The organism is Gluconobacter aidae, assembly GCF_009547075.1.
Taxonomy (GTDB): domain Bacteria; phylum Pseudomonadota; class Alphaproteobacteria; order Acetobacterales; family Acetobacteraceae; genus Gluconobacter; species Gluconobacter aidae.
In genome coordinates, this window is record NZ_WIPH01000019.1 from 12,677 (window position 1) to 37,928 (window position 25,252).

The following is a 25,252-nucleotide window of genomic DNA, read 5'->3' on the forward strand; positions in this document are numbered from 1 at the left end:
ATATTTGTTAATATTCTTGTTTTTTTGAAAAATAAGTGAATGTTAAAATATTCCTTTTTTGTTTCCACTAACCTTACTTTGGATAATTCTTCGGAAATTCTCTATTGCCGCTACAGAGACGATGAATTGCCTTTCCCGCGATCTGGAGAAAACCAGAGCATTAAATGCAATCCACGGCTCACGCCTCAGGGAAGAACCAGAACATAACTCGTGCTTCTGCCACCCGCCGCCTCCTTATCCAAGACACCGCGCTCTACGAGATCATTGATATCCCGCAGGGCTGTATCTGGTGACGTCTTTGCGAGCTTTGCCCATTTGGATGACGTCAGCTTACCCTCGAACCCGTCCAGCAGACGGTTCAGCATGAGACATTGCCGGTCATTGATTGATTGACCTACCAGAGTGTCCCAGAAGCGGGCCTTCTGAATGACCTTTCCCAGGACCAGTTCAGCACGGTCAAAAGCACGATCCAGAGCCCCCAGAAACCAGCGCAGCCAGGGCGTGATGTCCATGTCTCCTTTCTGGGTGGCCTCAAGAATGGCGTAATACTCTTTCCGCTCCTGACGGATCTGGGCTGACAGGCTGTAGAAACGCTGGTCTGTCTGCTCCGAACGCGCCAATATGAGGTCGCCAATGGCCCGCGCCATGCGCCCGTTCCCGTCCTCGAATGGATGAAGGGTAACAAACCACAGATGTGCAATGGCCGCCTTGAGCACAGGGTCCAACGCCTGCCCAGCATTGCACCAGTCGAGAAAAACCTGCATCTCCGCGGGCACGCTGCTGGCGGACGGGGCTTCATAGTGGACTTTCTCGCGTCCGACAGGCCCTGATACGACCTGCATCGGACCGGTTCTGTCATCACGCCATTCTCCGACCAGAATGCGCGACATGCCGTTTCGGCCAGTCGGGAACAAGGCCGCATGCCATGCGAACAACCTCTCTGCGGTCAATGGATCGGCATAATGCCGGGTCGCGTCCAGCATCATCTCCACGACACCTTCAACGTCCCGATCCACTGGTGCCAGCGCGCCAATATCCATGCCCAGCCGTCGCGCGATGGACGAGCGCACCTGCTCACGATCGAGATTTTCGCCCTCGATCTCGCTCGATTTGAGGACATCTTCCGTCAGGGTCTGGAGCAGGGCTTCCGATCTGAAATCGAACCCCAGACTTTCCATGCGTCCCAGAAGCCGACCCTGTCGGTGACGCACGGCGGCCAGTTCATGGGAAATGATCTCTTTGTCCCATTGAAAATTCGGCCATTCCGCGCGCTGATAGATATATCGCACCATTTTCCCTGCATCCTTTGCGGAGAATATGCCATCTAATCGCCGCAGGGTGCAACGTCAATCACCGCAACAGATGCGGCTATTCCCTCAGGCCAGCGATCCCGAGTTCGTCCCACATGCCCCTTTATGCGTGAATGTCTTTCGCGCATATTTATCATTGACAGATCTACGTTCATGCTCCTTATATAATCGCATGAAACACCTTCACGCAGATAAAGCGGTCCTTTCAGACATCGCGGCAGTCGTAGCGGGACACCCGTTCCGAGGGAAAATCGACCCGACCGATGGGGCGGAAACGGCTGTCGTGCAGATGCGGGACACGTCCACGTCGGGCGTGGACTGGACGTCCTGCGTGCGCACCGAAGTGGCCGGACGTCGTGAGCCGGACTGGCTGCGTCCGGGGGATATTCTCTTCCCCGCGCGGGGCAATGTGTCACTGGCGGTTCTGATCGATGAGCGCATTGGCAGCCTTCAGGCCGTCGCCGCTCCACACTTCTTTCTGCTGCGCGTGTCGCGTCCAGACGTGCTGCCCGCCTGGCTGGCCTGGTGGCTCAATCAGGAACCGGCGCAGCGGCATCTGGAGCAGAACGGCCAGAGTTCCACCCTCGTCCGCAACATCGCCCGACCGGTGCTGGAGGCCACGCCTGTTATGCTGCCTCCCCTGCCCCGACAGGAACAGATTGTGGGTCTGGCCAACGCCATGCAGCGCGAGGAAGAGCTTCTGCACCGCCTGCGCCAGACCAACCAGCAGATCATGACCGGGCTTGCCAGAGACCTTCTGGCGGACTGACACTCCCTTGACGTTTTGAAACAGGATTTGACCTCGTGACCGAGCAGATTTCACAGGATACGATTAACAAGGCACTATGGAGCGCCTGCGATACCTTCCGTGGCACCGTCAGCCCCGATACCTACCGCGATTACCTGCTGACCATGCTGTTCCTGAAATACATCTCCGATGTGTGGCAGGACCATTATGACGGCTATAAGAAAGACTATGGCGACAACCCCGCCCTGATCGAAGCCATGATGGCGCAGGAACGCTTTGTTCTGCCCAAAGGTGCGGACTTCTACACCCTCTATAAAGAGCGCAATGTCCCCGGCAATGGTGAGCGAATTGATAAAGCCCTGCACGCCATTGAAGAGGCCAACGGCACCAAGCTGAAGGACGCAGGCAAGAGCGTCTTCCAGGACATCAGCTTCAACTCCGACAAGCTGGGCGACGAGAAGCAGAAGAACACCATTTTGCGCCATCTGTTGGAAGATTTCCACAAGCCGGACCTGAACCTGCGCCCTTCCCGCGTCGGCAATCTGGACGTGATTGGCAACGGCTATGAGTTCCTGATCAAGAACTTCGCTGCCAGTGGCGGGCAGAAGGCCGGGGAGTTCTACACCCCGCCGGAAGTCAGTGAACTGCTGGCCCGTATTCTGAGCCCGAAGCCGGGCGAGACGATCTGTGATCCGGCCTGCGGCTCGGCGTCCCTGCTGATGAAATGCGGACGGCAGGTGACGCAGAACCACAAGGGCAGCCGGGACTACGCCCTGTATGGGCAGGAAGCCATTGGCTCCACATGGTCCTTTGCCAAGATGAACATGTTCCTGCACGGCGAGGACAATCACCGCATTGAATGGGGCGACACGATCCGCAACCCCAAGCTGCTGGATGACAGAAACCACCTGATGCGCTTTGACGTGGTGACGGCCAACCCGCCTTTCAGTCTCGATAAATGGGGACATGACGAGGCGGAAGGCGACGTGCATCACCGCTTTGCCCGTGGCGTGCCGCCGAAAACCAAGGGCGATTACGCCTTTATTCTGCACATGATCAGCACCCTGAAAGACCGCACGGGCCGCATGGGCGTGGTCGTGCCGCATGGGGTGCTGTTCCGTGGCAGTTCGGAAGGCAAGATCCGCCAGAAACTGATTGAGGAAAACCTGCTGGATGCCGTGATCGGCCTGCCGGAAAAGCTGTTCTTCGGCACGGGGATTCCAGCCGCCATCCTGATCTTCCGCAAGGACCGCAAGACGAAGGACGTGCTGTTCATTGATGCGAGCCGCGAGTTCAGGGCGGGCAAGAACCAGAATGTGCTGACCGAAGAGAACATCACCAAGATTGTAGACACCTACCGCGCCCGCAAGGACGTGGACAAATACGCCCACCTCGCCACGCCGGACGAGATCAGGGAGAACGACTACAACCTGAACATTCCGCGTTATGTCGATACATTTGAGGAAGAAGAGGAAATCGACCTGAACGCCGTTCGGGCCGAACGGGCGGAGATTAAGGTGGAACTGGCAACGCTAGAAACACAGATGGACGTTTATCTGAAGGAGCTGGGTTATGCTTCCTGAGGGGTGGAGAAAAGCGTCACTAGAAGATGTTGCCGATATCCGTAGCGGCATTGCCAAAAGTCAGAAGACCATCGTAAATCCGATCAGTCTTCCGTATTTACGCGTTGCAAACGTGCAAGATGGTTATCTTGATCTTAGAGACGTCAAAACTATCGAAATAGATAAAGAGAAAATAAATCGTTTTTCCCTTCACTCCGGCGACGTTCTGATGAACGAAGGCGGTGATTTCGATAAATTGGGCCGTGGAGATGTATGGCGAGGCCAAATAATGCCTTGCCTACATCAAAATCACGTCTTTGCCGTAAGGCCAGACCAGAATAAACTTGATTCTTACTTTCTAGCCAATCTCTCGGCCAGCCCCTACGGCAAAGGATATTTTTTGTCCTGTGCGAAACGCAGCACAAATTTGGCAAGCATCAATTCCACACAATTAAAACAGTTTCCCGTAATCCTCCCCCCACTCCCCGAACAGAAGAAGATCGCAGCGATCCTCTCGACGTGGGATCGTGCGATTGAAGGGACTGAGAAGCTTCTGGCCAACAGTCAGCAGCAGAAAAAAGCCCTCATGCAGCAACTCCTCACAGGCAAAAAACGCCTGCCGGGGTTCACGGGGGAGTGGAAAATTTGCTCTCTTTCAGATGTTGCCACGGTACAAACAGCAACATCTAAAACTCAATATATCTGTGAAAATGGAGAACGATTTATTGTCGATATGGGTTCTGTAAACCGGTTAGGAAATCTCGTTTGCACGAAATCCACTCAGCATAATGCCGACCTTTTGCCAAAAGGTACGTTGGTCATGCCAAAAGATGATATCGGAGGCGGAAATATTATAGGTAGAACTTCTTATATTGATCGAGACGATCTGTATGTGCTGGGAGACCATGTTTATGCCCTCCATATTGGCGATTGTGACAGTAAATTTCTTCACTTTCTAATAAATTCACACCCAATAAATAAGAATTTACGTCGCAGGGCTAACGGCACGGCTCAGTTGGGCTTGGGAAAAAAGGATGTCCTTAGACAAAAAATAAAGATCCCGTCCGAATTTTCTGAACAGAAAGCCATCGCCGCCGTCCTGACCACAGCGGACGAAGAAATCACGGCCCTTGAATCCGACCTTGCGCGCCTGCGTCAGCAAAAGAAAGCCCTGATGCAGCAGCTTCTCACGGGCAAGCGCCGCGTGAAGGTCGATTAAGGTATTTCAGCTTACAGGACATTTGAACATTATGGCTCCCGCCCCAAAATTTCAGGAAGAATACAGCGCCAAGCTTCCGGCGCTGGCCCTCCTCAGCACCCTTGGCTGGCGGTTTCTGTCGCCATCCGAGGCGCTGGCGTTGCGGGGAGGCAAACAGAGCACCGTGGTGCTGGTTCCTCTCCTGCGAGCGGAGCTGAAAAAGCGGCGCTTTACGTTTGAAGGCCAGGAACACAGCCTGTCCGATCAGGCTATTGATGCGCTGGTGTCGCACGTCACGCATCCGGACTTTGTCTCCGGCCTCCGCGATGCCAATGACAAGATGACGACGCATCTGCTGTTCGGAATTGTTGCACACGAGTTCATCGGTGGGCGCAAGGCCAACCCGACCATCGCGCTGATCGACTGGCAGAACCCACAGAACAACAGCTTTACCTTCACGGAAGAATTCAGCGTCCTGCGCACGGATCTGACACAGACCCGCAGGCCGGACATTGTCTGCTTCGTCAACGGCATTCCGCTGGCGGTGATCGAGGCCAAGCGCCCCGATGGTCAGCCGGGCAAAGTCCCGACCGTGGAGGTCGGGATTTCCCAGAGTATTCGCAATCAGAACAAGGATGAAATCCCCCAGCTTTTCGCCTACAGCCAACTTCTGCTCTCCATCACCGGGCATGACGGGCGCTATGGCACCTGCGGCACGCCCAAGAAATTCTGGGCAAGCTGGAAGGAAGAGGACATTCCCGAAAGCCGGATGGAGGCGCTCAAGAACACGCCGCTTTCTGGGGCCCAGAAAGACGCGCTATTTGCCATACGCGAACCGTCTGACCGGACGTGGTTCGATGACTGGGCCTCCCGCCCGCTTGCCATCACGGATCAGGACCGGCTTCTGATCGGCCTGCTCTCCCCTGAGCGTCTGCTGGAGATGGCGCGGTTCTTCACGCTGGTCGACCGCAAGGCCGGCAAGATCGTGGCCCGCTATCAGCAGGTCTTTGGCATCAAACGCCTGCTGGAACGCATCAAGTCCCGCCGCAGCGATGGCGGGCGTGAAGGCGGCGTGGTCTGGCACACCACAGGGTCGGGAAAGTCCTTCACCATGGTGTTCCTCAGCCGCGCCCTCATTCTGGATGACGATCTCAAGCAGTGCCGTATTCTGGTGGTGACAGACCGCAAGGATCTGGAACGCCAGTTGAGCACCACCTTCTCCACCGGCGGCGAACTGGCGGACAAGAAGGACAAGGACGAAGCTCTCGCCACCTCTGGCCGCCGTCTGGCGCAGCAGATCGGGCGTGGGCAGGAGCGCATCATCTTCTCGCTCATCAACAAGTTTCACACAGCGACCACGCTGCCCGAGTGTCATAACGACAGCGCGGACATCATCGTGCTGGTGGATGAAGGCCATCGCAGTCAGGGCGGCGAGAACCATGCCCGCATGAAGCACGCTTTGCCCAATGCCGCCTTTATCGCCTTTACCGGCACACCGCTGCTCAAAGGCAGTGAAACCACCAGTCGGTTCGGCAAGATCATCCATTCCTACACCATGCAGCAGGCCGTGGCGGATGGAACGGTCACACCCCTGCTCTATGAAGAACGCAAGCCTGATCTGGATGTGAACGACCGCGCCATTGATGCCTGGTTCGAGCGCATCACGCAGGGACTGACCGAGGAGCAGGTTACGGACCTCAAGAAGCGTTTTGCCCGCGCCAATCAGGTTTACAAGGCGGATGACCGCATCCGGCTGATTGCCATGGATCTGGCCACGCATTTTGACAACAATATCGACAGCGACCTCAAGGGCATGCTGGCCTGTGACAGCAAGCTCTCCGCCATCCGCTACAAGCAGTATCTGGATGAGGTCGGGCGGTTTGAAAGCGCCATCGTCATGAGCCCGCCCTATACGCGCGAAGGCCATACGGAAGTCGATGAGCGCAAACAGCCCGAGATTCAGGACTGGTGGAAGGATAATGTCGGCAGCCAGAGCGAGGATGACTACACACGCGGCGTCATTGAACGCTTTGAGAAAGACCCGGACCTCAAGCTGATCATCGTGGTCGACAAGCTACTGACCGGCTTTGATGAACCGAAAAATGCTGTGCTCTATATCGACAAGCCGCTGAAGCAACACAATCTGCTTCAGGCCATTGCCCGCGTGAACCGGCTGCATGACCAGAAAAAGCACGGGTTGCTGATCGACTATCGCGGCATTCTGGCAGAACTGGACACCACACTGGCCCGCTATGACGAACTGGCAGCAGAAAATGTCGGCGGGTATGACCCGAAAGACATTGCCGGACTGTATAGCCAGATGAGCACGGAATACCGCGAACTCCCGGCCCTGCATAAAGCGCTCTGGGCCATTTTTGAGGGCGTGAAGAACAGAAGCGACCTCCAGCAGCTTCGTGCCGTGCTCATGCCCCGCATGGTGGAGGAGCACGGCCAGATGGTGGACGTGAACCTCAAGCGCCGGGATGATTTCTATGAGGCGCTGGCGAAATTTGCCGCCTGCCTGAAGGTTGCGCTGCAATCCGTGTCGTTCTTCGAAGATACCAGTTTTACGGAAAAAGACCGCGCCACCTACAAGGAGACGCTGAAGCAACTGACCAGCCTGCGCCAGATGGTCATGCAGGATACGGGGGAAACAGTCGATTTCGACCAATATGCCGAGCAGGTGAAAAAACTGCTGGACCGGCACGTGGCAGGCGTGAAGGTGCATGAGTCTGAAGGGCTCTATGCGGTCGGCAAGATGGGCCAGAAGCCGGACGACAACGAGCCTAAAAACTGGACCGAGGAAAAGACCCGCAACGAGACGGATCTGATCCGCACCCGTGTGACGAAAATGATCGACCACGAGATGCAGGATGACCCTTACGCGAAGGAAGCGTTCTCAGCCCTGCTGCGCAAGGTCATCGCGGAAGCGGAAAGCCTGTTCGACCATCCACTCAAGCAGTTCATGCTGTTTCAGGAGTTTGAGGAACAGGTAGCCAACCGCAAGCTGGAAAACATTCCGTCTGTTTTTGACGGGCACCGCTATGCACAGGCCTATTATGGCGTGTTCCTGAAAACACTCGCGGCCATTTTCAACCATAGGCAGACGGATGAGGAAAACCAGCGCTGGATTGATCTGGCGTTCGAGATTGACGCAATCGTGGACAAGGCCGTGCGGGAGAATTCGCTTAGCCGCCCAGATATGGAAAAAGCGGTTAAAAAAGAACTGCTGCCCCTTCTGTTCAGCGCGGGCCAGAAAGCGGGCTTTGGCGTGGACAAGGCGCAGGAGATCATCGAGCAGGTCATCCAAATCATGCGGGCTGGGCCTGCTGATACCCTACGCGGCTAAACATGGAAGAAACTCCCACTCGCGTCCTGACCTATGGGGGTGAGCAGATCCGCGTGAACCTGGCCCCCCGCACCCGCCCCGGCACAACCCTGCGGATCAAAGTGCATCCTGACCTGCGTGTGGAGGCTTCTGTACCAGATGGCACAACAGAGGCTGATCTGGACAAAGCGCTACACCAGAAAACCCGCTGGATCTGGCAGAAGCTACGAGACTTCCGGGCGGCACAGGAACATGCCACGCCGCGTACCTATGTCAGTGGGGAAAGCCATTTCTATCTGGGGCGGCGGCATCTGCTGAAGGTGCAGCATCAGCCTGATGCGCCAGAGACGGTGCGGATGTTGCGCGGGCGGCTGGAGGTGTCCGTGCAGGACCGCAACGTCTTGCGGATTCAGAAGCTGCTGGAACTCTGGTATTTTACGCGGGCGCAAGAGGTGTTTCGCCATCGTCTGTCTGCCCTTCTCCCCACAACGCTGTGGGTCAGAACATCTCCCGCTCTGAAGCTTCAGGTCATGCAGACGCAGTGGGGCAATTGCTCACCGGGAGGCACCATCACGCTGAACCCGCATCTAGTCAAAGCCCCACGGGACTGCATTGATTATGTGATCCTGCATGAACTCTGTCATTTGCAGGAGCACAATCATGGCCCAGCCTTCTGGTCACTTCTGGAGCGCGTGATGCCGGGCTGGGAACGGCATAAGGCAAGGCTGGACGGGATGGCGGAAATGATGCTGCAAGAATAGCTCTATGTGACTGCAATGGGGGGCAAGCGGAAGGTCCGTTTTTGGGCAGGAAATTCTTAAAGCAGAATTCTTTGCCCGTCTCAGGCCGATTCAACTCCTTAAGCGCAAGAAACTTGTGCGACGCAATGCAAAACATCAGGCGAAATGAGAGAAAGACAGTGAACGGAGCGGCGGAATGAATGAAGGCAATATGAGCGGTATTTTCGCCAATTCCGTGGCTTCCATCAAAATGGGAATCGAGGACTACGCGCTAGACACGCCGGCCCGCGCTCTGTCGGCAGTGCGCAATTTCTATGCAGGCGTCCTACTGCTCGGGAAAGAGGTACTAATCCGTGCAGTGCCCCTTGCCAATCCTAATGACGTCATTGGCGCCAAGTATGCTCCTGTGCCCGACGGAAAAGGTGGTGTCGATCATGTGATCGAGGGCTACCAGACGGTCGATTTCAACACGCTCAGCAAGCGTTTCAAGGATTTCAAAATCTCGATCAATACAAAGGGGCTTCAGGAACTGAACGTCCTGCGAAACCATATTGAACATCGTTATACCGATCAGCCCGCCCACGCAGTTCGCGAGGCCATTGCTCGCGCTTTCCCGATCACAGTCGCCATGTTCCAACAGGTCGGTGCGCATCCGGCCGAAGTACTCGGCGAGGCTTGGGCGATCATGCTCAACGTGCGCGGCCTCTACGAAGCGGAACTCATCCGATGCCGCGCCACACTTGCCGATGTCGATTGGATTTCAGCGACAGTTGCGGAGAAGCATCTAAGCTGTCGGGAATGTCATTCTGAACTGATCGAGCAGCGCGACAACACCAATACGGAGCAGGAGGCGCTTGAGCTTGTCTGCCGAAGTTGTGGAGCCGAACCCGATTGGAATGACGCGATCGTCGATGCTGTCGATCGCGCACTTTCCAACGAAACGTATGCTCGCGCAAAGGATACCGGTGAACCAGGTCCTGTCTACGACTGCCCAGCATGCAATCGGCACACCTATATCGATTTCGAAAACGCCTGCGCGGCGTGTGGCGAGAGCATTGAGTACGAAACCGAGTGCGCGCGCTGTAGCAACGACATCTCACTTGAAGATGCCTTGGACGGATTGGATGAGGGATTATGCAGCTATTGTTTGTACGTCATGGGCAAGGACGACTGAACCTATGGCGCATGAGGAATTTTGTGCCTTAATTTGGAGGCAATGGTATTGTTTGTCTTCATCCCTATAACCCTCCCGGTTATGCAGCCCGATTTCGATTAGGAGAGACGCTGTGCACCTACATTCAGTTTCGGAAGAGCGCAAAATCCCTCTAAACGACGGATTTTGGGGGAGAAGAGACAGTCTGCTTGCTATAAAAAGGCCAAAAACCAGACATTTATCGGTCGCTTCGCATGAAGCCTCAAACCGCATCTAGATGTCGTCCGACAAACTCTGCGGACGAATCCCAAGCCTTTTTTATGACCCCATTGTCAGGGTCTTTGTACCACGCTTGTCCCCAAGTATTTTGCATATTCCATTCCCATGCCACAGTTTCACCCTCCCGGAAATGGATTTGAGTGCTTGGAAAGATGCGAAAACTCTTAACCATGCCGCCGGCTGAAGTTGTCTCAAGGATTACTCCTTTCGCATTGGCTATTGGTATGAGGCAGTCTTTATCGCGGAAGAGATTGACTCCGGAATGGAAAACAACATTCGTCTCCTTTGGCAACGCGTTAAGTGCGCGTAGAATTGTAAGGCCAGAATCAAGCGCGCTGACCGCGTCGTCATCGGTGGCGGTCTTGCCATGGACGATTTTGTTTCTGACGTCCATGAAGAGCCTTACCGAACCTATTAAATTAGGCGGAAACCCGTAAGCACCAAGCTCTCTGAGTGCCTCAGTTATCGCGACGTGCCGCCGATCTTTTAGAAGTCCTCTCACTGCAAGCTCCTGCCGTGCTTGCTTCTCCAATTCAGCCGAAAGTGCAATTAGAGCCAGCTTTGGGGTAACTTTCGCTTGGTCGAGAATCGTGGCAACTATAGCCTCAAATTTCTCCTCTTTCTCATCAGATCGTTCTGGTGGAGGCGCCGAAACTTGCATATCGCCTACTCTCGCCTCGAAACTGGCGGCTGATGCTGAAGCCTGAAGTTCCTGAAGCTCCTCACGTAGCTCAATTTTCTGACCAAATAGCTCGGCTTTTGAAAGACGTCCAAGTGCACTAATGATGCCTGAACGAAGAACGAATAGGGCAGTGAATGCAAACCCTGCCCACGCCACAGAAGCAACAGCTTGTAAAATTGGCGCAATATTTTCCATACGTTCTAATTCAGCCTATTCGTCGGATCTACTTGGTAATAACCACTTTTTGGCTGCTAACCGGAATGAGTATGGCGACTAGCAGCTCAGGTTAAGCAGGATGCCATTTCAAGGCAAGGTCCGCTTTCGGCAACGTGTGAATTTTGGTCGAGCGTCCGACATGAAGGCGAAAGCGGCTGGTCCGCTTACGCCTACAAGGCAGACATCGAAATGATGATGGTGATTGCCCGAAAGCCGACATTGTTAGGCTAACCGCGATAGACCGCGTTGGGGACTCAGCTGCCGTTCGCGAGAACGAACGCTAACGACGGGTTTTGGCAACATCCGACATTCGCGCGGCTGCGTCATCAGCCCTTGAATGAGCAAAGCTGGCGGTTAACTGCCCGGCAGTTCCCAAGTGGACAGCCAGAAGGACCGGATTTTCCCTCTGGCTCGCGGCAACCTATGAGGCGTAGACAACACCTAGTACGAGGCGAGCATTGATCATTACAGGTAAGTCTGGTGCCCCTTCTACTCGCTCGGTTGCGAGAACAACGGAGGCTCCGAGCCCACCGATCGTCTCGAACTGCCGGAGATATGGCAGACTCCTCGATAGCGGCGCGCCGATTCGCTTCAGGATGCTGTCACCGTCTTCTAGAGTGACAGCGACCATTTCGCCTTCCATGGCGTCCAGCTGATCTGGAGTCAGAACCGCTCCACCAAGGATGATCTGCCCCGGCATCACGCGGGGGACGGCGCTTTCTTCGCGGACGCGATACGCAATCTCGACTCGCCCAAGGGCGGGATGTCCTTCGAGGAGAAACGCCTCTTCCCGCCCCGCCGGCGGAGGGGCCTGAACGAACAGAGCTCCAACGACGCGATGCAAGTCGAGTTCATGATTCTCGAAAGCCAGCGTTGGCCGACCACCACGAGGGTCTATCGCTTCAGCGGCCAGGGAGTATCCCTCGCCGTTGCGCGGACGCAGCAGCCTGCGAGCGAAGGCTTGCGTCCCGCGGCGGCCAATAACCAGCTCATGATCGGCCGGCGAAGAAGGCGTGGCCTCAACGATCGCGATGGATCCGGCTGGGATTGTGAAGCCCATGGTATCCCTGCGGACGTAAAACAGCGACTTGTCATCAAACCACTGGCTGGAGAGCATCTCCAAGCTGCCATCCTGGCTGCCACCGCTCGGAACGTGCCTGCTAAACGCAGCAATGTCCTGAACGATCGGGACGTTGAACGCTGGTGCGGTAACGACAGCCAGAGGTACGACATTGTCCAGGAGAGCCTCCTGAAGCGGCTCCCGCCAACGATAGCGCCGGAATTCCTCGTGGACTCGTTCAACAGCCGAGCGCAATCGCTTCAGGTCCGCATCAACGTTCTGCACGTCGATGTAGCTCAAAGCGTTGGCGTCGCGGTGATGGGCTTGGTTGAGCACTCGTCGCGGCTCAGCACCATCGGCCAATGCAGGATCATCGCAGAAGCGCGAGAGTATTGGGCTTCTGAATAGTTCGTTGCTGCGAGCGGTGACCAATGAACGGAGACGCCCCATCAGCGGCATCAACGTCGGCGCGTCAGTGGGCGCCGAAAACGCGGGATAAGCTGGATCGTCGAACAAGTCCCCGAGGCGGGCCTCCAAGAAGATACGAGCCTGATTCGCATAGTCCTGCGCGTGAGCTGCCGAGTCCGGGTTCGAGAGGAATTCGTTCCTCTTCCGATCCAAGTCCTCGATAGCCAGAGAAGTTTCGAGGGTGCTACGAGATGCGTGCACCGGATGGACGGCCCTGTGCTCAACACGATTGGTACCCCGAGCCTCAGCGACGAGGATCCGGCCGAAGCTACGGTCGTAGGTGGTCGCCAAAACCTGAGCTCCATCAGCCGCCAGCTGATCTAGGGCACGCGCCAGACGAGCGCGATTGTCATAGTCTAGGAGATCTTGGGGATCATCCAAGATCATGAGCGACAGGCCGCCATCCGTCCGGAGGACATGTTCTCGGAATGCGAGGTAAAAGCCCATGAGTGACGCTCTCAGAGCCGAAGCGTTCGAAACATGTTGGGCAGGCGCATGAACGCCCTCGCGTCCCACTTGGATTGCAATTGCTCCTTGGGGCGTCATCCCGGTTCGATGCGGTTTGGGCGATAGGGTCGTCGCGTTCTGGTAAATCGCGTTCCGCCAAAATTCCGCTCGATCATGCAAGCGGGCCTGCAAGCCTTCGACCTGCGCGGTGGCAAGATCGCCGATGGGAATGATTTCATCCAGTGCCGCCGCGGCCGTCCCGCAGTCTTCGATCGCTTTCAGCTTGCGCTTATGGGCGGTCTGAGCAGTATTTATTCGCTTCGATAGGTCGATGGCTGCACTGATGGGCGCAACGCCCTTCACGATGGCATCGAGGCGTAACAGCTGAGATCGCAGGCCTGTCGCCCGACCGTCGCCTCCATCGGCTTTGCCGCGGACTTCTTCAAGCGCCGCAGCAAGTTCCGCTCGGTGGGCCGTCATCCAATCGACAAATGCCAAAGCCCGGATAAGGCGGTTCAACGTCTTGCTCAGCTTAGCCGCGTGGACACCAACTCGGCTCGGCAGAACTCGCTGCACCGGCTCTGTGAACGAAGGCAGGTCTGCCATCGCCTTATCCGTTAGTGCTTCCACCTTAGAACGCAGCGAACGAAGGACGCCTGTAAAGCCTTCCGTGCTGAAGAGGTCGTCCAGCCACGCGGTTCGCAAGATTGCACTGGGAGATTCGGGCAGGTCCTTCTGCAAATCGCGCCGAAGCGTGTCAGGCAGATCGCGGGCCAGCTTGCCGGTCCAGGCCTCGGCCCATTGCGCAACCGTCTTGGAGAGGATTTCGCTGTCTTCAGCAACCTGGCGAAGATGATCGGCAACAAGCCCGCCAGTCTCGGCGTCGACGACGCCCGAGAGGGAATGACGGCAGACCGCACAATGATCATCATGGGGCTTCCCATGCTCGCGCATCCAGTCGGTCACGCGTGCGTAGAGCTGGGTTCGGCGCTCCAGCACCGGGTTCGCCGAGAGCTCTTCGAGGGCCGTCGCCTCCTCGAACATACGATCGATGAGGTCGTCCACCTCTTGGCGAGCGTCGGCCTCCAGCTTGAGAGCAACCAGCCTTTCCATTGATGGGAGCTGCGACAAGCGGCGCACCTGCTCTAGCGCAGGGGCGATGCATTGCTCCAAGCTCTGCCGCTGCGATTCCTCTGAAGCGTCAAACGTATCGCCAAGAACGTCTCGGGCATGGGCGAGACCGCTGGCTTTCAGATTCTCGAAATGCTGTCCTAGCGCGATAAACGCAGCCAGCTCATCCGTGATCGCCGGGAGAGCGGTGGCAGGCGCCATCTCCGAGAATTCGGAAATCCGCTGCTCGAGATCGCTGCGATGCTGCCGATAGTCCGTCTCGATCCGTTCGAGTTCGGTTGTGCGCTCCTTCGTGATGTCCCCCGCAATCTTCGTTCTCGCACGCCCAGCGTGCCTTGCCAGGGCTACAAGTTCGGAAAGGCCTGTCAGCTTGGCCACCGCCAGCCCCAACTCCGAGGGGTTGCCCACCTGAAGATGGGGCAGCAGCCCTGGCATGGTGGTCCCGAGATTGAACGCGATCGGATCGAGGCCAAGATCCGCCGCATTGGGCCCGATCTCTTCCAGCTTGCCGTTCGTCTTTCGTGACTGCATTCGACGGATCGGCGGAAGGCGGGTCCCATCCTCCCGTTCGAAGGTTAGCTCAACCCAAGTATCCGCTGGGACAGTTTTAGCTGATGCCGCAGGCGTCCAGTGCTGGGCGCTCGGCAGGGGAGTCACCGCGCTGATCTTGTGCTGCGACGCCTCTTCAGTAGTCCCGCGATCGATCTCGCAGTCGAATTCGGCTTCGCCGCTTTCGGGCAGGCGTTGAGGCCGAAGCAGCTTACCGGTGAGACACCAGATCACCGAATTCATCAAGCTTGTCTTGCCCGACCCGTTCCAACCTTCAAATACCGTGATGGGGCTGTTCGGTTCGAACACGAAATCCGTGCTCGGCTCGTCTGCGGACCCGTAGGCATGGAGCCCTGCGAACCTATGTGCGACGATCTTCGCCAGCCTAAGAACTCGGCGCTCCCGATCTGCGGAAGCGGAAGGAGGCGGCACTTGGACTGGGGTAGCGTTGATGCTGGCTATGATCGCTTCGCAGTCAGGCGTCATTACATTGCGAGCCCACTTGGAGCGCGCGCCGCGATACCAGGACAGCACGCCTCGAGCGGCATCGCTACCGAGCACCAGCCGGTGGCCCTCATCTGTGGCGATCGGACGTCCGGAAACCAGCTCAGCAAGAAGCAGGTCAGTAGTGAGCAAGTGAAGTGCGCGAACGGGAGTCACGCCTGACAAATCTGCATCCGAATCAGTCAATTGTGCGCCCCCTAATCCTTGGGTCAGTGTAGTCTCCGGTTGACTCCGCATCATCTGCGAACTCAATCGGGCATCGCCATGAGCCGTTGTTGCCAGCGCTTACTCTTGGCCAAACAAGTTGGCTTGCGGCGGCACGTCCTTTTCGACCTCTTCCGTCATTGCATGGGCGGAGGCGGTGGCCGTAACGGGGTCCGCCTTCCAAGCATTCGCGAAGCGCTCGCGATCAACATTTGCATAGTCGAGGAGCGCACCGAGCATTGACTTGGTGTGGACGCTGAGGCCGTCGAACGTCGGCAGTGCGACGTGATAGCTTGCCATCTCCAGCTCCCGCCCGGTCATGAAAAGCTGATCCGACTTCAGAAGGCGGACGGCTTGATCTGCGACAATCTCAGCCGGGATTTGGTCCAAGTCACGCTTCAGCCCCGCCTCAACTGCGGTCGCAGTGCCGCGACCGCCGGGGGCGTATTTCTCGACTAGCGCCATCGCCAAGCGAAGCGTTTGCTGACCATTATCGTCGCCTAAGGCTCCGAGCCGCACGGCCCGTAGGATCAGGTCGCGCCTTTCGTCAATTGTTCGGAACGCTGCACCCACGCTAACATAATCGAGGCTCTGGCAGACAATAGCCCCGGCGAGATATGCTAGGCGGCCAGCCGAGCGAGCGGCCTGTGAATCTGGATGGTATGCAACGGCGGTTGTCGCTAACCGTGAGAAACCTTCCAGAGCTCTGACAGCCGATGGAGCGCCAAATCCCTCGGAGAGCGCCGACAGGATGTCTAAGCGCGCATCCTGTAGGTTCTTGTTTCGGAAGCTCTTATCGACCGCCTGCAATTCGGCGATCAGTTGCTCATCACTCCTTCGGTCCGGGTAGAGAACGGACTGACTATTCTGAATGCGCTGAATGTCCGTGCCGTCGATCAGCTGCAGATTGAGCTTTTCCGCCACAGAACGCAGGCTTTTCCGCTTGTCGGTCGTTGCAACATAAGCCCCGTCAACATCGAGCGCATCGGCTAGTCCGCTCGTCCAAAAGATGCGCTCAACAGCCTTCGGGCGTTGCTTGTATTTGATGTCGCAAATCTGCACCCGGCGAGAAGTTCCCGTGGGACGTTCATACAACCAAAGGTCGACGTCGGTGAGATCTTCGTCCGCAAATCGAAATGGGACACCGCGAATGACGAAGAAACCAGCGCGCAGGAAGTAGGCGCGCAGCACCTCTTCCAACACGGCCCCCTTGGGCGTTTGTACCTTGTCGCTCATCACAGCACACGCCCGCCGCGAACGGCCTCTAGCACATCCCTTGTCGCCCGCTTGCTCAACGGGGATTGGCTCTTGCGAACCGAGGTGCGGCTTTCTTCGGGACCGATGTATCCCGCCATCGGCGCGCTGGGCAGATCCGCGAGAGATTGGGCATAGGCGTTGCCTTGGGTGAGCACCTGCAACGCGAGCTCGCCTACCTCCCTCTTGAGCAGTCGCAGATAGTACCGATTGGCGTAGTTCGCGTCCCGCCTGAGCTTTACGACGCCGTTGACCTCAAGAACCCGATAGTCCTGTCCGATGGAGGTCGTTGGGCCGACGTCGCGGCCAGAAATCAGCTTGTTCACGAGAGCAGGCAGCTGGGTGATCCGGCCTTGGGAGGATGAGCGAGAAAGCATGCCATAGGTGAGCGCCGCCACCAGCGATTTCGCCATGTCGAAGCAATCATCCACCATGGGGTCGACAAATTTGTGAAAGGCGGCGGGTGCGGTGACATAGACGTGGCTGCCCTGTTCGTTCGTGACCTCGTTGAGGTCATAGACGGCTGCCGCAACCAGCTTCTCAAAGAGCGGCTTCGACAAAACGTGCTCAACGTGCTGGACACTCAGACATCCGCTCTTGGATAGCTGCTCGGCGATCTCGCTGACCAAGCGCTGTTCAGCATCGTTCAGCGAGGCCAGCACTTTCTGGGTTTTAACGACGGACGAGCGGCGGAACAGGTTGCCGTTGAACAACAGCCGATCGTTGCCATCACCTTCTTTATCGACAAACCCAATACCCTCGGCACGGTCGAGGAAGTCGCCGGCCTGAGCATTGGTGAGCTTGTGGGTATCGCCAATCCGTTGGGAGACATCGGAGCGTCGGATTGGCGCTTCCGAGGCGATTTCCGCCAACGTGATCGACGCTTCTTCGTAGGTGCTCGGCTCCGCCTCGTTGTAGATATCGGTAGCATGACCGAGCGAGCCGCGCGTGGTGACGCCCAAGATCGAGATGTCCTTGGTGGACTGATCGATCAGGCGCTTGCGTTCAAGCACCTGGAGGAGCCCGTTCAACTCCAGCCGGGGGTCGAGCCCAGATGCGACGGCGATAGCGCGCGCCTCGACCTTGGTGACGGTAGCCTGATTTGTTTGGCCGAGCTTCGTTAGTAGCGTCGCGGCCTTTGCCGCTTCGTTGATAGCAGGAAACTCCGCTGGCCCGTTCACGTCCAGAACGAGCTTGCGGCCGTGGTGGATCACCCAGGCGCCCTTGAGTTCCTTTTCGCTCGCCGTAGTCATAGATTCCCCGCGTGTCTGGCTGGTAAGCAGCCATGGCGGAGGGCTGACCAACTTGCTTGCCCTAAAAGTAGCGCATACCGCCGGCGTGATCCAGCGTGCCCGCCCTTATTGGGCGCGTTGCCATCGGGTGGGTTTGCGCGATGGGAATGGCAGGTTTCAGCACGAGCGGTCGTTCACGCCCCGGCCGCTGAAGGTCCTGAGTTGGTCGGTAGCTGTCATGAACGTGAACACTGCGAATGGCGGCTTTCGGTCATCCCTTCCCAATAACCGACATCCCGCTTTCCCCCCAAAGCTGACAAGCTTCTCCTCACCAGCACCAGTCAAAACCTGGAGAGCAGGATATTCCCCCGACTGCGGGAACGGCGCTCATACCCACAGCGCCGCAGAACCGGAAAGACGTCCTGGGCCCACCGCCCATGCTCGCTGTCTTCCATGATGAGATGATCGGGCCATAACGCTGCCGGCGCCTCGCGAAAAAACGGCAGTAACGCCCGGTCTTCGTAGCCCTCGATGTCAATTTTCAGAACATGCACGGCTGTCACATCGCAGGACTGCAGAATGTCCAGAAGCGGACGGATCCGCACCGCAGCACCGTGTCCCGCACCAATCCTGCCGCCGCCAAAATCCCTGTTCACCTGCACGAGCTGACCAGAGCCCTCCTGATCGCCCACCGCGACACGCAAGAGATCGGCCTGCATCCCGTTCAGTCTCATATTGGTCGTCAGACGCTCGAACAGCACCGGGTTCGGCTCGATGGCGATGACACGGGCCTCTCTCTGGGCAGCATAGAGCGAGAAGAACCCCATATTCGCGCCAACATCCACGAACGTCCCGCCTTTCGGTAGATGACGACGTAGCCATTTCAGCTCGCGATAATTGTAGCACACGCCATTGACCGCCGATTTTGCATCTGTCTGGTTATCCTGCGGGTGAAACCGCACCTTCAGCCCGAACAGGGTCGCATCGACAGGACCTGAGGAGCAGTCTCGTTTGAACCGTTCCATGAACGGCCGACGCAAACGGCTGTACCCCAAGGGCGTGTTGAAGAAGATTTTCCGGATCTTCTTCTGCACGTCCGTCAGCGGATAGGACCCAAAAGGAAGCGCACGCACAGGAGAGTGTCCGTCCAGCACAACGTGCTCAGAAGACGGGTCTGAGTGTTCTGACATAAGAGATGATGACCGTATGGAAGGGAACAACAGGGCTTCGACGAAGCCAGACGACAGGGTCAGGACGGACTGTGTCCGATGGACCGCTCCGTCACAGCTTCCCGACCTCGCGACAAAGTTGGAGCAGGCTGCCCATCCGCTGTTGCAGCACGGCCCCGAGCACCATCACACCCTCCAGCAGGCGTGCGCCTTCCGTATCCGCCCGCAGACTCTCCAACCGCCCTTTGAGCAGCGCATGCTCGATCTCGATCAGACGCAGGACATCGTGCAGGCCGGCATGCAGGTCCTCAAGACCGGCTGGACGGGGTGGTGGCAGCAGTGGATCTTCAGGCATGACAATCCCTTGGACAAAAATGTCGGTTTCATGCGAGGATCTGACGATGACGAGTCACGGGCCACGCAACATTTCGATGCCAAGAGATACGGTTTTCCGACTTACATATCAAGCGGAATATCGTATTCATGCCTCATTTCCGAATGAGGACCCTCTGCGTGCCCCGACATTCCAGGCGAAAGCGTAAACTCATGGACGACCAGATCCGCGTGATGCGCGAGCGCGGCGAGCGCCTCCGCGAAGCGGCCCAGAGTATTGGCATCACCCATGCCGCCAAGGCAGCGGGCGTGCCGTATACGACCCTGAGGGATTACATGAATGGCGGGGAGATGAAATTCTCCGCCCTTGCGTCACTGGCCCGGGTTTGCGGCGTGTCCCTGGACTGGATCGCTTTTGGCACGGCTGGCGGCTCACCTTCCGGGGTGACAGCGGTCCAGACCACCTCGACGCGTCAGATCGTCGTGCCCTGGTATGATCATCATGAAGATGGCCTGCGGATTGGTCGTGACTGGTTGCAGAGCGTCATTCCCCGGGACCTCACGTCCCTCTGCCTCATCAGCAATGCAGGGGATGCGATGGAGTCGACGTTGTCCTCAGGCGATCTGGTCATCGTAGATCGAAGCATCACGACCGTGACGGGCAGCGCGCTCTATGCCCTGGAGAGCGCTGGCGCCGTCCTGATCCGTCGCCTTGATCCCAAACTCGGTGGCGGGGTCCGGGTGATTGCTGACAATCACCGCTATCCGCCCCAGGACGTCGAGGCTGATCGTCTGGACTGCTTCAAACTGCTCGGCGAAGTGGTCTGGATCGGCGGCGTGCCTCATCCCTGAGGTATTCTTGATATACGGGAACCTGTTTTTACAAATGGGCGTATATCCGTATTGACGATGCGCGGGAAATCGTAGATCATCAGGTTCGTTAAGTTCATCGTGTGTGCAGGGCTGTCCTGCCACACAGGAACCTCAAGGAGCTGGCGATGATGTCTTTATCCCGTTGTGTCTTCCGGTCTGGCCCCTGTTCCTGCCTTTCAGGGGGCGCCTGACATGGTCGTCTCCATCCTCCTTGTCCTGATCGTTCTTCTCCTGCTGGTGCTGGCGCTCGGATCGTCGGTCAGGCTGTTCGCCTGGCTCAAGGCCCGCGACATTCTGCCGCCTGCGGCTCTGATGCTGGGCACGGCATTGGTGATCCGGGTCGTCTTCCACGCCCACTGGGGGAGATAAGCGCTCATGACGTCTTCAACAGACGGTCTGTACAGCGAGGCGACCGAAGCAAAACGCGCGGCCCGTCTGGCTGCCTATCTCGAAGAATATGGTGCTGAGGAAGACGAGACACGGCTTCTGCTGAGATATGTCTCGTGGTTCGGAGCGGGTGCCTGTCTTTTGTGCGGCATCGCCCTGGCTCTGCCCTGGCATCCGCTCTTTGCGTTCGTTCTGGGCATGAGCTGTTGGACGGCTCCGCGTGAACCGTTTCTGCGAAAACTGAAAGCCGCTAAAGACCGCCGCCACCTTCGCGGGCTGGACTGAGACAGTCCGTTCGTTTTTCGGCAGGTCGCCCGCTTTTTTCCAATTGTCCCGTCATCGACTGTTTTTGCAAAAACAGCAAAGGATCCCGCATGTCTGCACGTCTTCTCAGAACCCTGGCCGTCACTCTGTCTCTTACGGGGCTAATCGCCCTGACAGGCTGTGCCTCGGAAGGAAACGAAACACTCAAAAACGAGACCAGTGCCTCCATTGACCAGAAGATCCATGATGGCGTGACCACCAAGGACCAGATCCGGGCCCTGTTCGGAGATCCGCGCGAGAGCACGTTCACCGACAGCGGCCATGAACAGTGGCGCTATGCGTTCACCAATGCCTCGTCTGACGCCGCAAACTTCATTCCGCTTTATGGCGATCTGCATCAGGGCACCCATGGCACGGAAAAGACTCTGACCGTGATCTTCAATGGCGATGTCGTCTGGCACCACACCATGAATGCCTCCGCCGTCAAAACCGGCAGCGGGTTGTTCTGAGGCTACATAAGAGAGAGCCCCCCTCTGCTGTTGAAAGCAGAGGGGGTAGCCCAGGCCGCTGAAGAACTGGATGCATCGTCCGGGTCTGAGGACATTTTCAAACCTTCCCAAGTCATCGTCGACGCCTCCGCTGGTCACTCAGTCTTCCAGCATGGCAGGACCTTGAGGCAGACAACTCCACTCTGCGGCCTGACCGAAGGGTTCCTCCTCGCCAGGCGGTGGAGAGACGACATTGCCTGACAGCACCAGCAGCCGGTTCAGCGGCTCCCACTCAAGAAGTGTTTCAAGCAGAGCAGTTGCGCAGTTCAAACGCAGAAAAGGGCTGTCCTGCGTCAGTTCTGTCATCAGGTCTGTCCGTAGTTCGAGGACGGATTCCTGCAACCCGCACGGCCGCAACCAGGACGCCCGCTGTCGTGCGAGCCGGTACAGACAGAGATCATGAGGCGGTCGATCCTGCGGCCCACCCAGCACGCGGCGCAGGAACGACATGTGAAACCCCGCCAGAATAAAGGGTCTCGGGGCATCCACCGGCATCAGGGCCCGGAACAGGGGATCACTGATGGTCAGAGCGGGCTGCCCGTGCTCGTCAAGACTTTCCTCAAGATGACCCGAGGTGCGCTGGGGTTCCCCCAGCCAGAGCAGGCTGCGCCCTTCGACAAAGCCATCTCTCTGCAGCAGCGTGACGGGAGCGCCCGCATAGGGCGCTCCCTTCTGATCGGGCGTCATGTCGAGCAGTTTCAGGCGCGTGATGGGCCAGCGCGGCAGCCGGATCGGACCCTGGGTCATGACCCGCCTCCCGCGCGCAGCTGCGCCACAAGGGCGAGGAAACGCTTCTGTAACTGCGCTGGCTCAAGCAGATCGTTGAGATACCAGATCTCGGGCGTAAGACGCTGCTGCCGGTAGACCTCCAGTCTTCGGTCGAACTGCGCTAGCAGATGGGATTCCCAATTGTTTCGGGTCACGCGGTCCGCACCGCAGGCACCCACGATCTCAACGTACCGAACCCGATCCTGAAACCGGATCCCCAGATCCGAAAAGAAGCGTTCCGGTGCCGCGATCTGGATGGGGGGCTCGACGTCCAGTGTAATGTCGGAAGGGGTAACCGGACACAGGGCTTCCCACGCGATCCGCTCGGGCGTGGAGTTGAGCTGCGTCCCATCTTCGGCAATTTTCCCTCCTGTCGGCAGATCGTTCCAGCACGCCATGGCCGCTTTGATGACTGCCGCCCAGGCCCAGGTTCCGCAGTCGCCAAGCCGGGTCAGGTGTTGCCCGGCCGGTGTTGGGATATAACGAAACAAGGAGCTGGGCGGCTGAGCGCGCAGACGCAGGCTCAGTTCGCGGTAGAGACGGAGGTCGTCCGGTGTGGGCTCGAAGAAAGAGCGCGCGACAGAGCACCCAGCACCCGTCCGGGTGCTGGAGGAAGGAAAGAGCAACATGATCGATTGTCCTGAATAAGAAGAGCACAGCGGCAACGCGCAGGGATGCTGCCGCGGGATAGAAGCGGAAACGAAGCTGACGTCAGCGGGCGACGGCGAGCACTTCGGAAAGCGGAAGCTCACTCAGCACGCCAGAGAGAATGCGGCCGGCGACGAACACGTCGTGAATCAAAGAGGCCGGATGATATGGAGCGCTTGTTTGCGGATCGTAGAGCTTCCAGATGCGACGATAATCGTCGTGACCGACAATCAGGTTTGAAAACAGGCCTCTCATCAGCCTGTCAAAACGCAGAACTCGCAGATCATCCCCGTGAGGCAAAGGCGCGAGCCAGCACTGGACACGACCGTCCAGTGGAACGATCAGTGTCGGTGCGCCATGCTCCTTTCCCACGCCCTGGCCGTTCTCGATCGCCTCAAGAAAAGGTCGATGAACAAGATCGTTCCGCAGTTCCGGATCAAGACTCAGGAAGACCGACGTATTGATCGTATCATGCGGAATGTGCGTCACGGTGAACTGTTCGGTCGGAGACCACAGACACATGCGTTCAGCAGAGTGGCGAGCACTGCCGGAATTACCGACCAGCAGATCGAGCAGGCAGGCTTCAATCAAAGTGGAGGCACCACTCCTTGGATGAGCAGGAGAGCCTGTGGGAGCGAGCCCGATAATCCGCGCTGGAATGTCAGAGGGAGAGAAAGACATAGGAGATCCAGTAAAAGACTGTGATCACCCGCAGGGTCTTGCCATCAGGCAGAGAGAACCTCTGGGGCGAGAGCCGCAGCGCAGCTCCCCTCCCCTTGTCTGCAGAAGAAAAAGACCTCCTCCGCTCAGACGTGATGCAACTCCCAGCCCATGTATGTTGCAACTCTACCGGTTTTATAAGCCGCGCCAGCCGGCTATGACCCTACCCTACCTTTCAGGCGAACGCCGATGCAATGACCATCAGGTTCAGCATTTCAGATGAGCTTTGCTATTTTCTCAAAAATCCACTGCCACGCACCAAGGGTGCCTTGGTCTGTGATGAGAGACTTTTCAGGATAAATGTCACGCTTTCCGATACAGGCCCTGATTGGGATTCAAATGACTTCATGAATGATGAAATCACGATTCTCACACGATCTTCCAAATAAGTTTTTGATTACACCAAAAAATAAACAGTGCATATTTGAAAAAAATATGACTGATTTATTTTTATTTAATCACACAATCGACGGTGTTTTATTCTTAAAATCCGAATTTTTAAAGAAATATCCTGATATCATTAATCAATAATTCTTTGTTATTTTACGAAAAATCACTCAACGAAATTTTTTATACTTCTCGCGCACAACGAATTTTTTTTATGAAGCACACTCTGTCAGCTTCAGTGATGTCGCAACAGACACTCACACCAGCGATGACGCTGAGCAGAAGGATATACTTCAAATGACAAAAATTAGCAAAGCAGACATGCGCCGCGCGATGGAAAACAGTCGTCAAAAGCTCAAAGGGCACACGCTCTCGGAGATTTTGGACAGGAACTTTGCCGTCATTGAAGACATCATCGGTCAACGTGCTGACTGGGCCATTGTCAGCGACGCGCTGGCAGCTCTCGGGATCACAGACTCAGACGGTAATGCTTATGCTGAGACGACGATCAGACAGAACTGGTACAGGGTCCGTCAGAGACGTCAGAACGCTATAAAGCGAAACGGTGTTACTCTCAAAGCGAACAAGACACCACGCCTCGATCCGCAGGCGCAGCAGGAGAGTCGTCCTGCAGAGCAAAAAATTTTCTCAGAAGATCATCCACAACATTCTGAAGATCTCGGCAAACCAAAATCGCTGTTCAATCAAAGAAAATCGATACTCAATAACAGATAAAATAAATCTCAAAATTTGAAAATCCTGCCACAAATTCAGACGCTACGGTGATCCATCATGTGTGCAACCTCTGACAAGAGGCACGTCGCGCAGGAAGATATTCTCGCGATCCTCAGTGTTATTCTTGAAACACTACAAATTCAGGACAAAAAACTTGAACTCCTTTTAAAGGCTTTGAGCGCTCCCGAAAAAGACGAGCAACTCCTCCCGGATACGCTGCAATCTCTTGCGACCGTTCTGAAAGCTTATGATGCAGCGCTCTCTGCAAATAATCAGCTGATATCAGCTTTTCCGGAGGTCATGAGCCGCGCGATCAATCAGGCATTCGAAAACCACGTCGTGGATGGTTTCTGAA

The 25,252-nt window shown here is 56.8% G+C and carries 22 protein-coding genes; 12 read left to right on the top strand and 10 right to left on the bottom strand.

Annotated elements, in window-relative coordinates:
* Positions 1 to 185: 185 nt before the first annotated feature.
* The gene (locus GFJ39_RS09210; RefSeq protein ID WP_153431055.1) at positions 186 to 1,292 is read right to left on the bottom strand and encodes a Fic family protein; all 1,107 of its coding nucleotides are present in this window, start codon (positions 1,290 to 1,292) and stop codon (positions 186 to 188) included.
* Between the two features lie 190 nt (positions 1,293 to 1,482).
* Here GFJ39_RS09210 and GFJ39_RS09215 point away from each other — a divergent pair, with 190 nt between their 5' ends.
* From GFJ39_RS09215 to GFJ39_RS09240, 6 genes are all read left to right on the top strand, one after another.
* On the top strand, positions 1,483 to 2,079 hold the full coding sequence (locus tag GFJ39_RS09215) for a restriction endonuclease subunit S (protein ID WP_153431056.1): 597 nt from the start codon (positions 1,483 to 1,485) through the stop codon (positions 2,077 to 2,079).
* Positions 2,080 to 2,114: 35 nt separating this feature from the next.
* Positions 2,115 to 3,641 (top strand): type I restriction-modification system subunit M, encoded by a 1,527-nt coding sequence (locus tag GFJ39_RS09220; RefSeq protein ID WP_211556024.1) that lies wholly within the window; start codon positions 2,115 to 2,117, stop codon positions 3,639 to 3,641.
* On the top strand, positions 3,631 to 4,839 hold the full coding sequence (locus tag GFJ39_RS09225; protein WP_153431057.1) for a restriction endonuclease subunit S: 1,209 nt from the start codon (positions 3,631 to 3,633) through the stop codon (positions 4,837 to 4,839). The genes GFJ39_RS09220 and GFJ39_RS09225 overlap by 11 nt, the downstream gene beginning before the upstream one ends.
* Positions 4,840 to 4,870: 31 nt before the next feature.
* Complete coding sequence (locus GFJ39_RS09230) at positions 4,871 to 8,167, top strand: type I restriction endonuclease subunit R (protein ID WP_153431058.1); 3,297 nt, start codon at positions 4,871 to 4,873, stop codon at positions 8,165 to 8,167.
* A 2-nt stretch (positions 8,168 to 8,169) separates the two neighbouring features.
* Positions 8,170 to 8,907 carry a M48 family metallopeptidase gene (locus tag GFJ39_RS09235; protein ID WP_153431059.1) on the top strand — a complete coding sequence of 246 codons (738 nt, stop codon included), beginning with the start codon at positions 8,170 to 8,172 and terminating at the stop codon, positions 8,905 to 8,907.
* 175 nt (positions 8,908 to 9,082) lie between these two features.
* A complete protein-coding gene (locus GFJ39_RS09240) occupies positions 9,083 to 10,060 on the top strand; it encodes a hypothetical protein (protein WP_211556028.1) in 978 nt (325 codons plus the stop codon).
* Between the two features lie 241 nt (positions 10,061 to 10,301).
* On the opposite strand, the gene GFJ39_RS09245 is transcribed toward GFJ39_RS09240, so the two are convergent.
* The 6 genes from GFJ39_RS09245 to GFJ39_RS09270 form a co-directional block, all read right to left on the bottom strand.
* Positions 10,302 to 11,195: a hypothetical protein gene (locus GFJ39_RS09245; protein ID WP_153431060.1), complete on the bottom strand. Its 894-nt coding sequence runs from the start codon at positions 11,193 to 11,195 to the stop codon at positions 10,302 to 10,304.
* 442 nt (positions 11,196 to 11,637) lie between these two features.
* Positions 11,638 to 15,627: an AAA family ATPase gene (locus tag GFJ39_RS09250; RefSeq protein WP_228391878.1), complete on the bottom strand. Its 3,990-nt coding sequence runs from the start codon at positions 15,625 to 15,627 to the stop codon at positions 11,638 to 11,640.
* A gap of 33 nt (positions 15,628 to 15,660) precedes the next feature.
* Positions 15,661 to 16,815 (bottom strand): hypothetical protein, encoded by a 1,155-nt coding sequence (locus GFJ39_RS09255; RefSeq protein WP_153431061.1) that lies wholly within the window; start codon positions 16,813 to 16,815, stop codon positions 15,661 to 15,663.
* Positions 16,815 to 18,086, bottom strand: a complete 1,272-nt coding sequence (locus GFJ39_RS09260; protein ID WP_153431062.1) for a hypothetical protein — start codon at positions 18,084 to 18,086, stop codon at positions 16,815 to 16,817. Before GFJ39_RS09260 ends, GFJ39_RS09255 begins: the two co-directional genes overlap by 1 nt.
* Before the next feature lie 320 nt (positions 18,087 to 18,406).
* Positions 18,407 to 19,255 carry an FkbM family methyltransferase gene (locus GFJ39_RS09265; protein WP_153431063.1) on the bottom strand — a complete coding sequence of 283 codons (849 nt, stop codon included), beginning with the start codon at positions 19,253 to 19,255 and terminating at the stop codon, positions 18,407 to 18,409.
* A gap of 91 nt (positions 19,256 to 19,346) precedes the next feature.
* Positions 19,347 to 19,589, bottom strand: coding sequence for a hypothetical protein (locus tag GFJ39_RS09270; RefSeq protein ID WP_153431064.1), 243 nt, complete (start codon positions 19,587 to 19,589; stop codon positions 19,347 to 19,349).
* 191 nt (positions 19,590 to 19,780) lie between these two features.
* Here GFJ39_RS09270 and GFJ39_RS09275 point away from each other — a divergent pair, with 191 nt between their 5' ends.
* The 4 genes from GFJ39_RS09275 to GFJ39_RS09285 all read left to right on the top strand — a co-directional run bounded on the left by GFJ39_RS09275 (position 19,781) and on the right by GFJ39_RS09285 (position 21,600).
* Entirely contained in the window at positions 19,781 to 20,419 is a 639-nt protein-coding gene (locus GFJ39_RS09275) for a LexA family transcriptional regulator (RefSeq protein WP_153431065.1), read from the top strand.
* A gap of 213 nt (positions 20,420 to 20,632) precedes the next feature.
* A complete protein-coding gene (locus tag GFJ39_RS14065; RefSeq protein WP_194285332.1) occupies positions 20,633 to 20,809 on the top strand; it encodes a hypothetical protein in 177 nt (58 codons plus the stop codon).
* Between the two features lie 6 nt (positions 20,810 to 20,815).
* Positions 20,816 to 21,112 carry a hypothetical protein gene (locus tag GFJ39_RS09280; protein WP_153431066.1) on the top strand — a complete coding sequence of 99 codons (297 nt, stop codon included), beginning with the start codon at positions 20,816 to 20,818 and terminating at the stop codon, positions 21,110 to 21,112.
* 89 nt (positions 21,113 to 21,201) lie between these two features.
* On the top strand, positions 21,202 to 21,600 hold the full coding sequence (locus GFJ39_RS09285; RefSeq protein WP_153431067.1) for an outer membrane protein assembly factor BamE: 399 nt from the start codon (positions 21,202 to 21,204) through the stop codon (positions 21,598 to 21,600).
* Between the two features lie 138 nt (positions 21,601 to 21,738).
* Here the strand turns inward: GFJ39_RS09285 and GFJ39_RS09290 are convergent, their stop codons facing one another.
* The 3 genes from GFJ39_RS09290 to GFJ39_RS09300 form a co-directional block, all read right to left on the bottom strand.
* A complete protein-coding gene (locus tag GFJ39_RS09290) occupies positions 21,739 to 22,386 on the bottom strand; it encodes a hypothetical protein (protein WP_153431068.1) in 648 nt (215 codons plus the stop codon).
* On the bottom strand, positions 22,383 to 23,036 hold the full coding sequence (locus tag GFJ39_RS09295; protein WP_153431069.1) for a hypothetical protein: 654 nt from the start codon (positions 23,034 to 23,036) through the stop codon (positions 22,383 to 22,385). Before GFJ39_RS09295 ends, GFJ39_RS09290 begins: the two co-directional genes overlap by 4 nt.
* A gap of 82 nt (positions 23,037 to 23,118) precedes the next feature.
* Positions 23,119 to 23,646: a hypothetical protein gene (locus GFJ39_RS09300; RefSeq protein WP_228391879.1), complete on the bottom strand. Its 528-nt coding sequence runs from the start codon at positions 23,644 to 23,646 to the stop codon at positions 23,119 to 23,121.
* 813 nt (positions 23,647 to 24,459) lie between these two features.
* Here GFJ39_RS09300 and GFJ39_RS09305 point away from each other — a divergent pair.
* Both GFJ39_RS09305 and GFJ39_RS09310 read left to right on the top strand, forming a co-directional pair.
* Positions 24,460 to 24,897, top strand: coding sequence for a hypothetical protein (locus tag GFJ39_RS09305; protein WP_153431071.1), 438 nt, complete (start codon positions 24,460 to 24,462; stop codon positions 24,895 to 24,897).
* 57 nt (positions 24,898 to 24,954) lie between these two features.
* Positions 24,955 to 25,251 (top strand): hypothetical protein, encoded by a 297-nt coding sequence (locus GFJ39_RS09310; protein ID WP_153431072.1) that lies wholly within the window; start codon positions 24,955 to 24,957, stop codon positions 25,249 to 25,251.
* Position 25,252: the final 1 nt, after the last annotated feature.

Bases quoted from the DNA above. Each gene is read 5' to 3' on its own strand.
- GFJ39_RS09230 (WP_153431058.1), top strand. From the start codon at position 4,871: ATGGCTCCCGCCCCAAAATTTCAGGAAGAATACAGCGCCAAGCTTCCG.
- GFJ39_RS09280 (WP_153431066.1), top strand. From the start codon at position 20,816: ATGACGTCTTCAACAGACGGTCTGTACAGCGAGGCGACCGAAGCAAAA.
- GFJ39_RS09260 (WP_153431062.1), bottom strand. From the start codon at position 18,086: ATGACTACGGCGAGCGAAAAGGAACTCAAGGGCGCCTGGGTGATCCAC.
- GFJ39_RS09215 (WP_153431056.1), top strand. From the start codon at position 1,483: ATGAAACACCTTCACGCAGATAAAGCGGTCCTTTCAGACATCGCGGCA.
- GFJ39_RS09270 (WP_153431064.1), bottom strand. From the start codon at position 19,589: ATGCCTGAAGATCCACTGCTGCCACCACCCCGTCCAGCCGGTCTTGAG.
- GFJ39_RS09255 (WP_153431061.1), bottom strand. From the start codon at position 16,815: ATGAGCGACAAGGTACAAACGCCCAAGGGGGCCGTGTTGGAAGAGGTG.
- GFJ39_RS09245 (WP_153431060.1), bottom strand. From the start codon at position 11,195: ATGGAAAATATTGCGCCAATTTTACAAGCTGTTGCTTCTGTGGCGTGG.
- GFJ39_RS09275 (WP_153431065.1), top strand. From the start codon at position 19,781: ATGGACGACCAGATCCGCGTGATGCGCGAGCGCGGCGAGCGCCTCCGC.
- GFJ39_RS14065 (WP_194285332.1), top strand. From the start codon at position 20,633: ATGGTCGTCTCCATCCTCCTTGTCCTGATCGTTCTTCTCCTGCTGGTG.
- GFJ39_RS09235 (WP_153431059.1), top strand. From the start codon at position 8,170: ATGGAAGAAACTCCCACTCGCGTCCTGACCTATGGGGGTGAGCAGATC.
- GFJ39_RS09210 (WP_153431055.1), bottom strand. From the start codon at position 1,292: ATGGTGCGATATATCTATCAGCGCGCGGAATGGCCGAATTTTCAATGG.
- GFJ39_RS09310 (WP_153431072.1), top strand. From the start codon at position 24,955: ATGTGTGCAACCTCTGACAAGAGGCACGTCGCGCAGGAAGATATTCTC.
- GFJ39_RS09265 (WP_153431063.1), bottom strand. From the start codon at position 19,255: ATGTCAGAACACTCAGACCCGTCTTCTGAGCACGTTGTGCTGGACGGA.
- GFJ39_RS09290 (WP_153431068.1), bottom strand. From the start codon at position 22,386: ATGACCCAGGGTCCGATCCGGCTGCCGCGCTGGCCCATCACGCGCCTG.
- GFJ39_RS09240 (WP_211556028.1), top strand. From the start codon at position 9,083: ATGAATGAAGGCAATATGAGCGGTATTTTCGCCAATTCCGTGGCTTCC.
- GFJ39_RS09225 (WP_153431057.1), top strand. From the start codon at position 3,631: ATGCTTCCTGAGGGGTGGAGAAAAGCGTCACTAGAAGATGTTGCCGAT.
- GFJ39_RS09305 (WP_153431071.1), top strand. From the start codon at position 24,460: ATGACAAAAATTAGCAAAGCAGACATGCGCCGCGCGATGGAAAACAGT.
- GFJ39_RS09295 (WP_153431069.1), bottom strand. From the start codon at position 23,036: ATGTTGCTCTTTCCTTCCTCCAGCACCCGGACGGGTGCTGGGTGCTCT.
- GFJ39_RS09285 (WP_153431067.1), top strand. From the start codon at position 21,202: ATGTCTGCACGTCTTCTCAGAACCCTGGCCGTCACTCTGTCTCTTACG.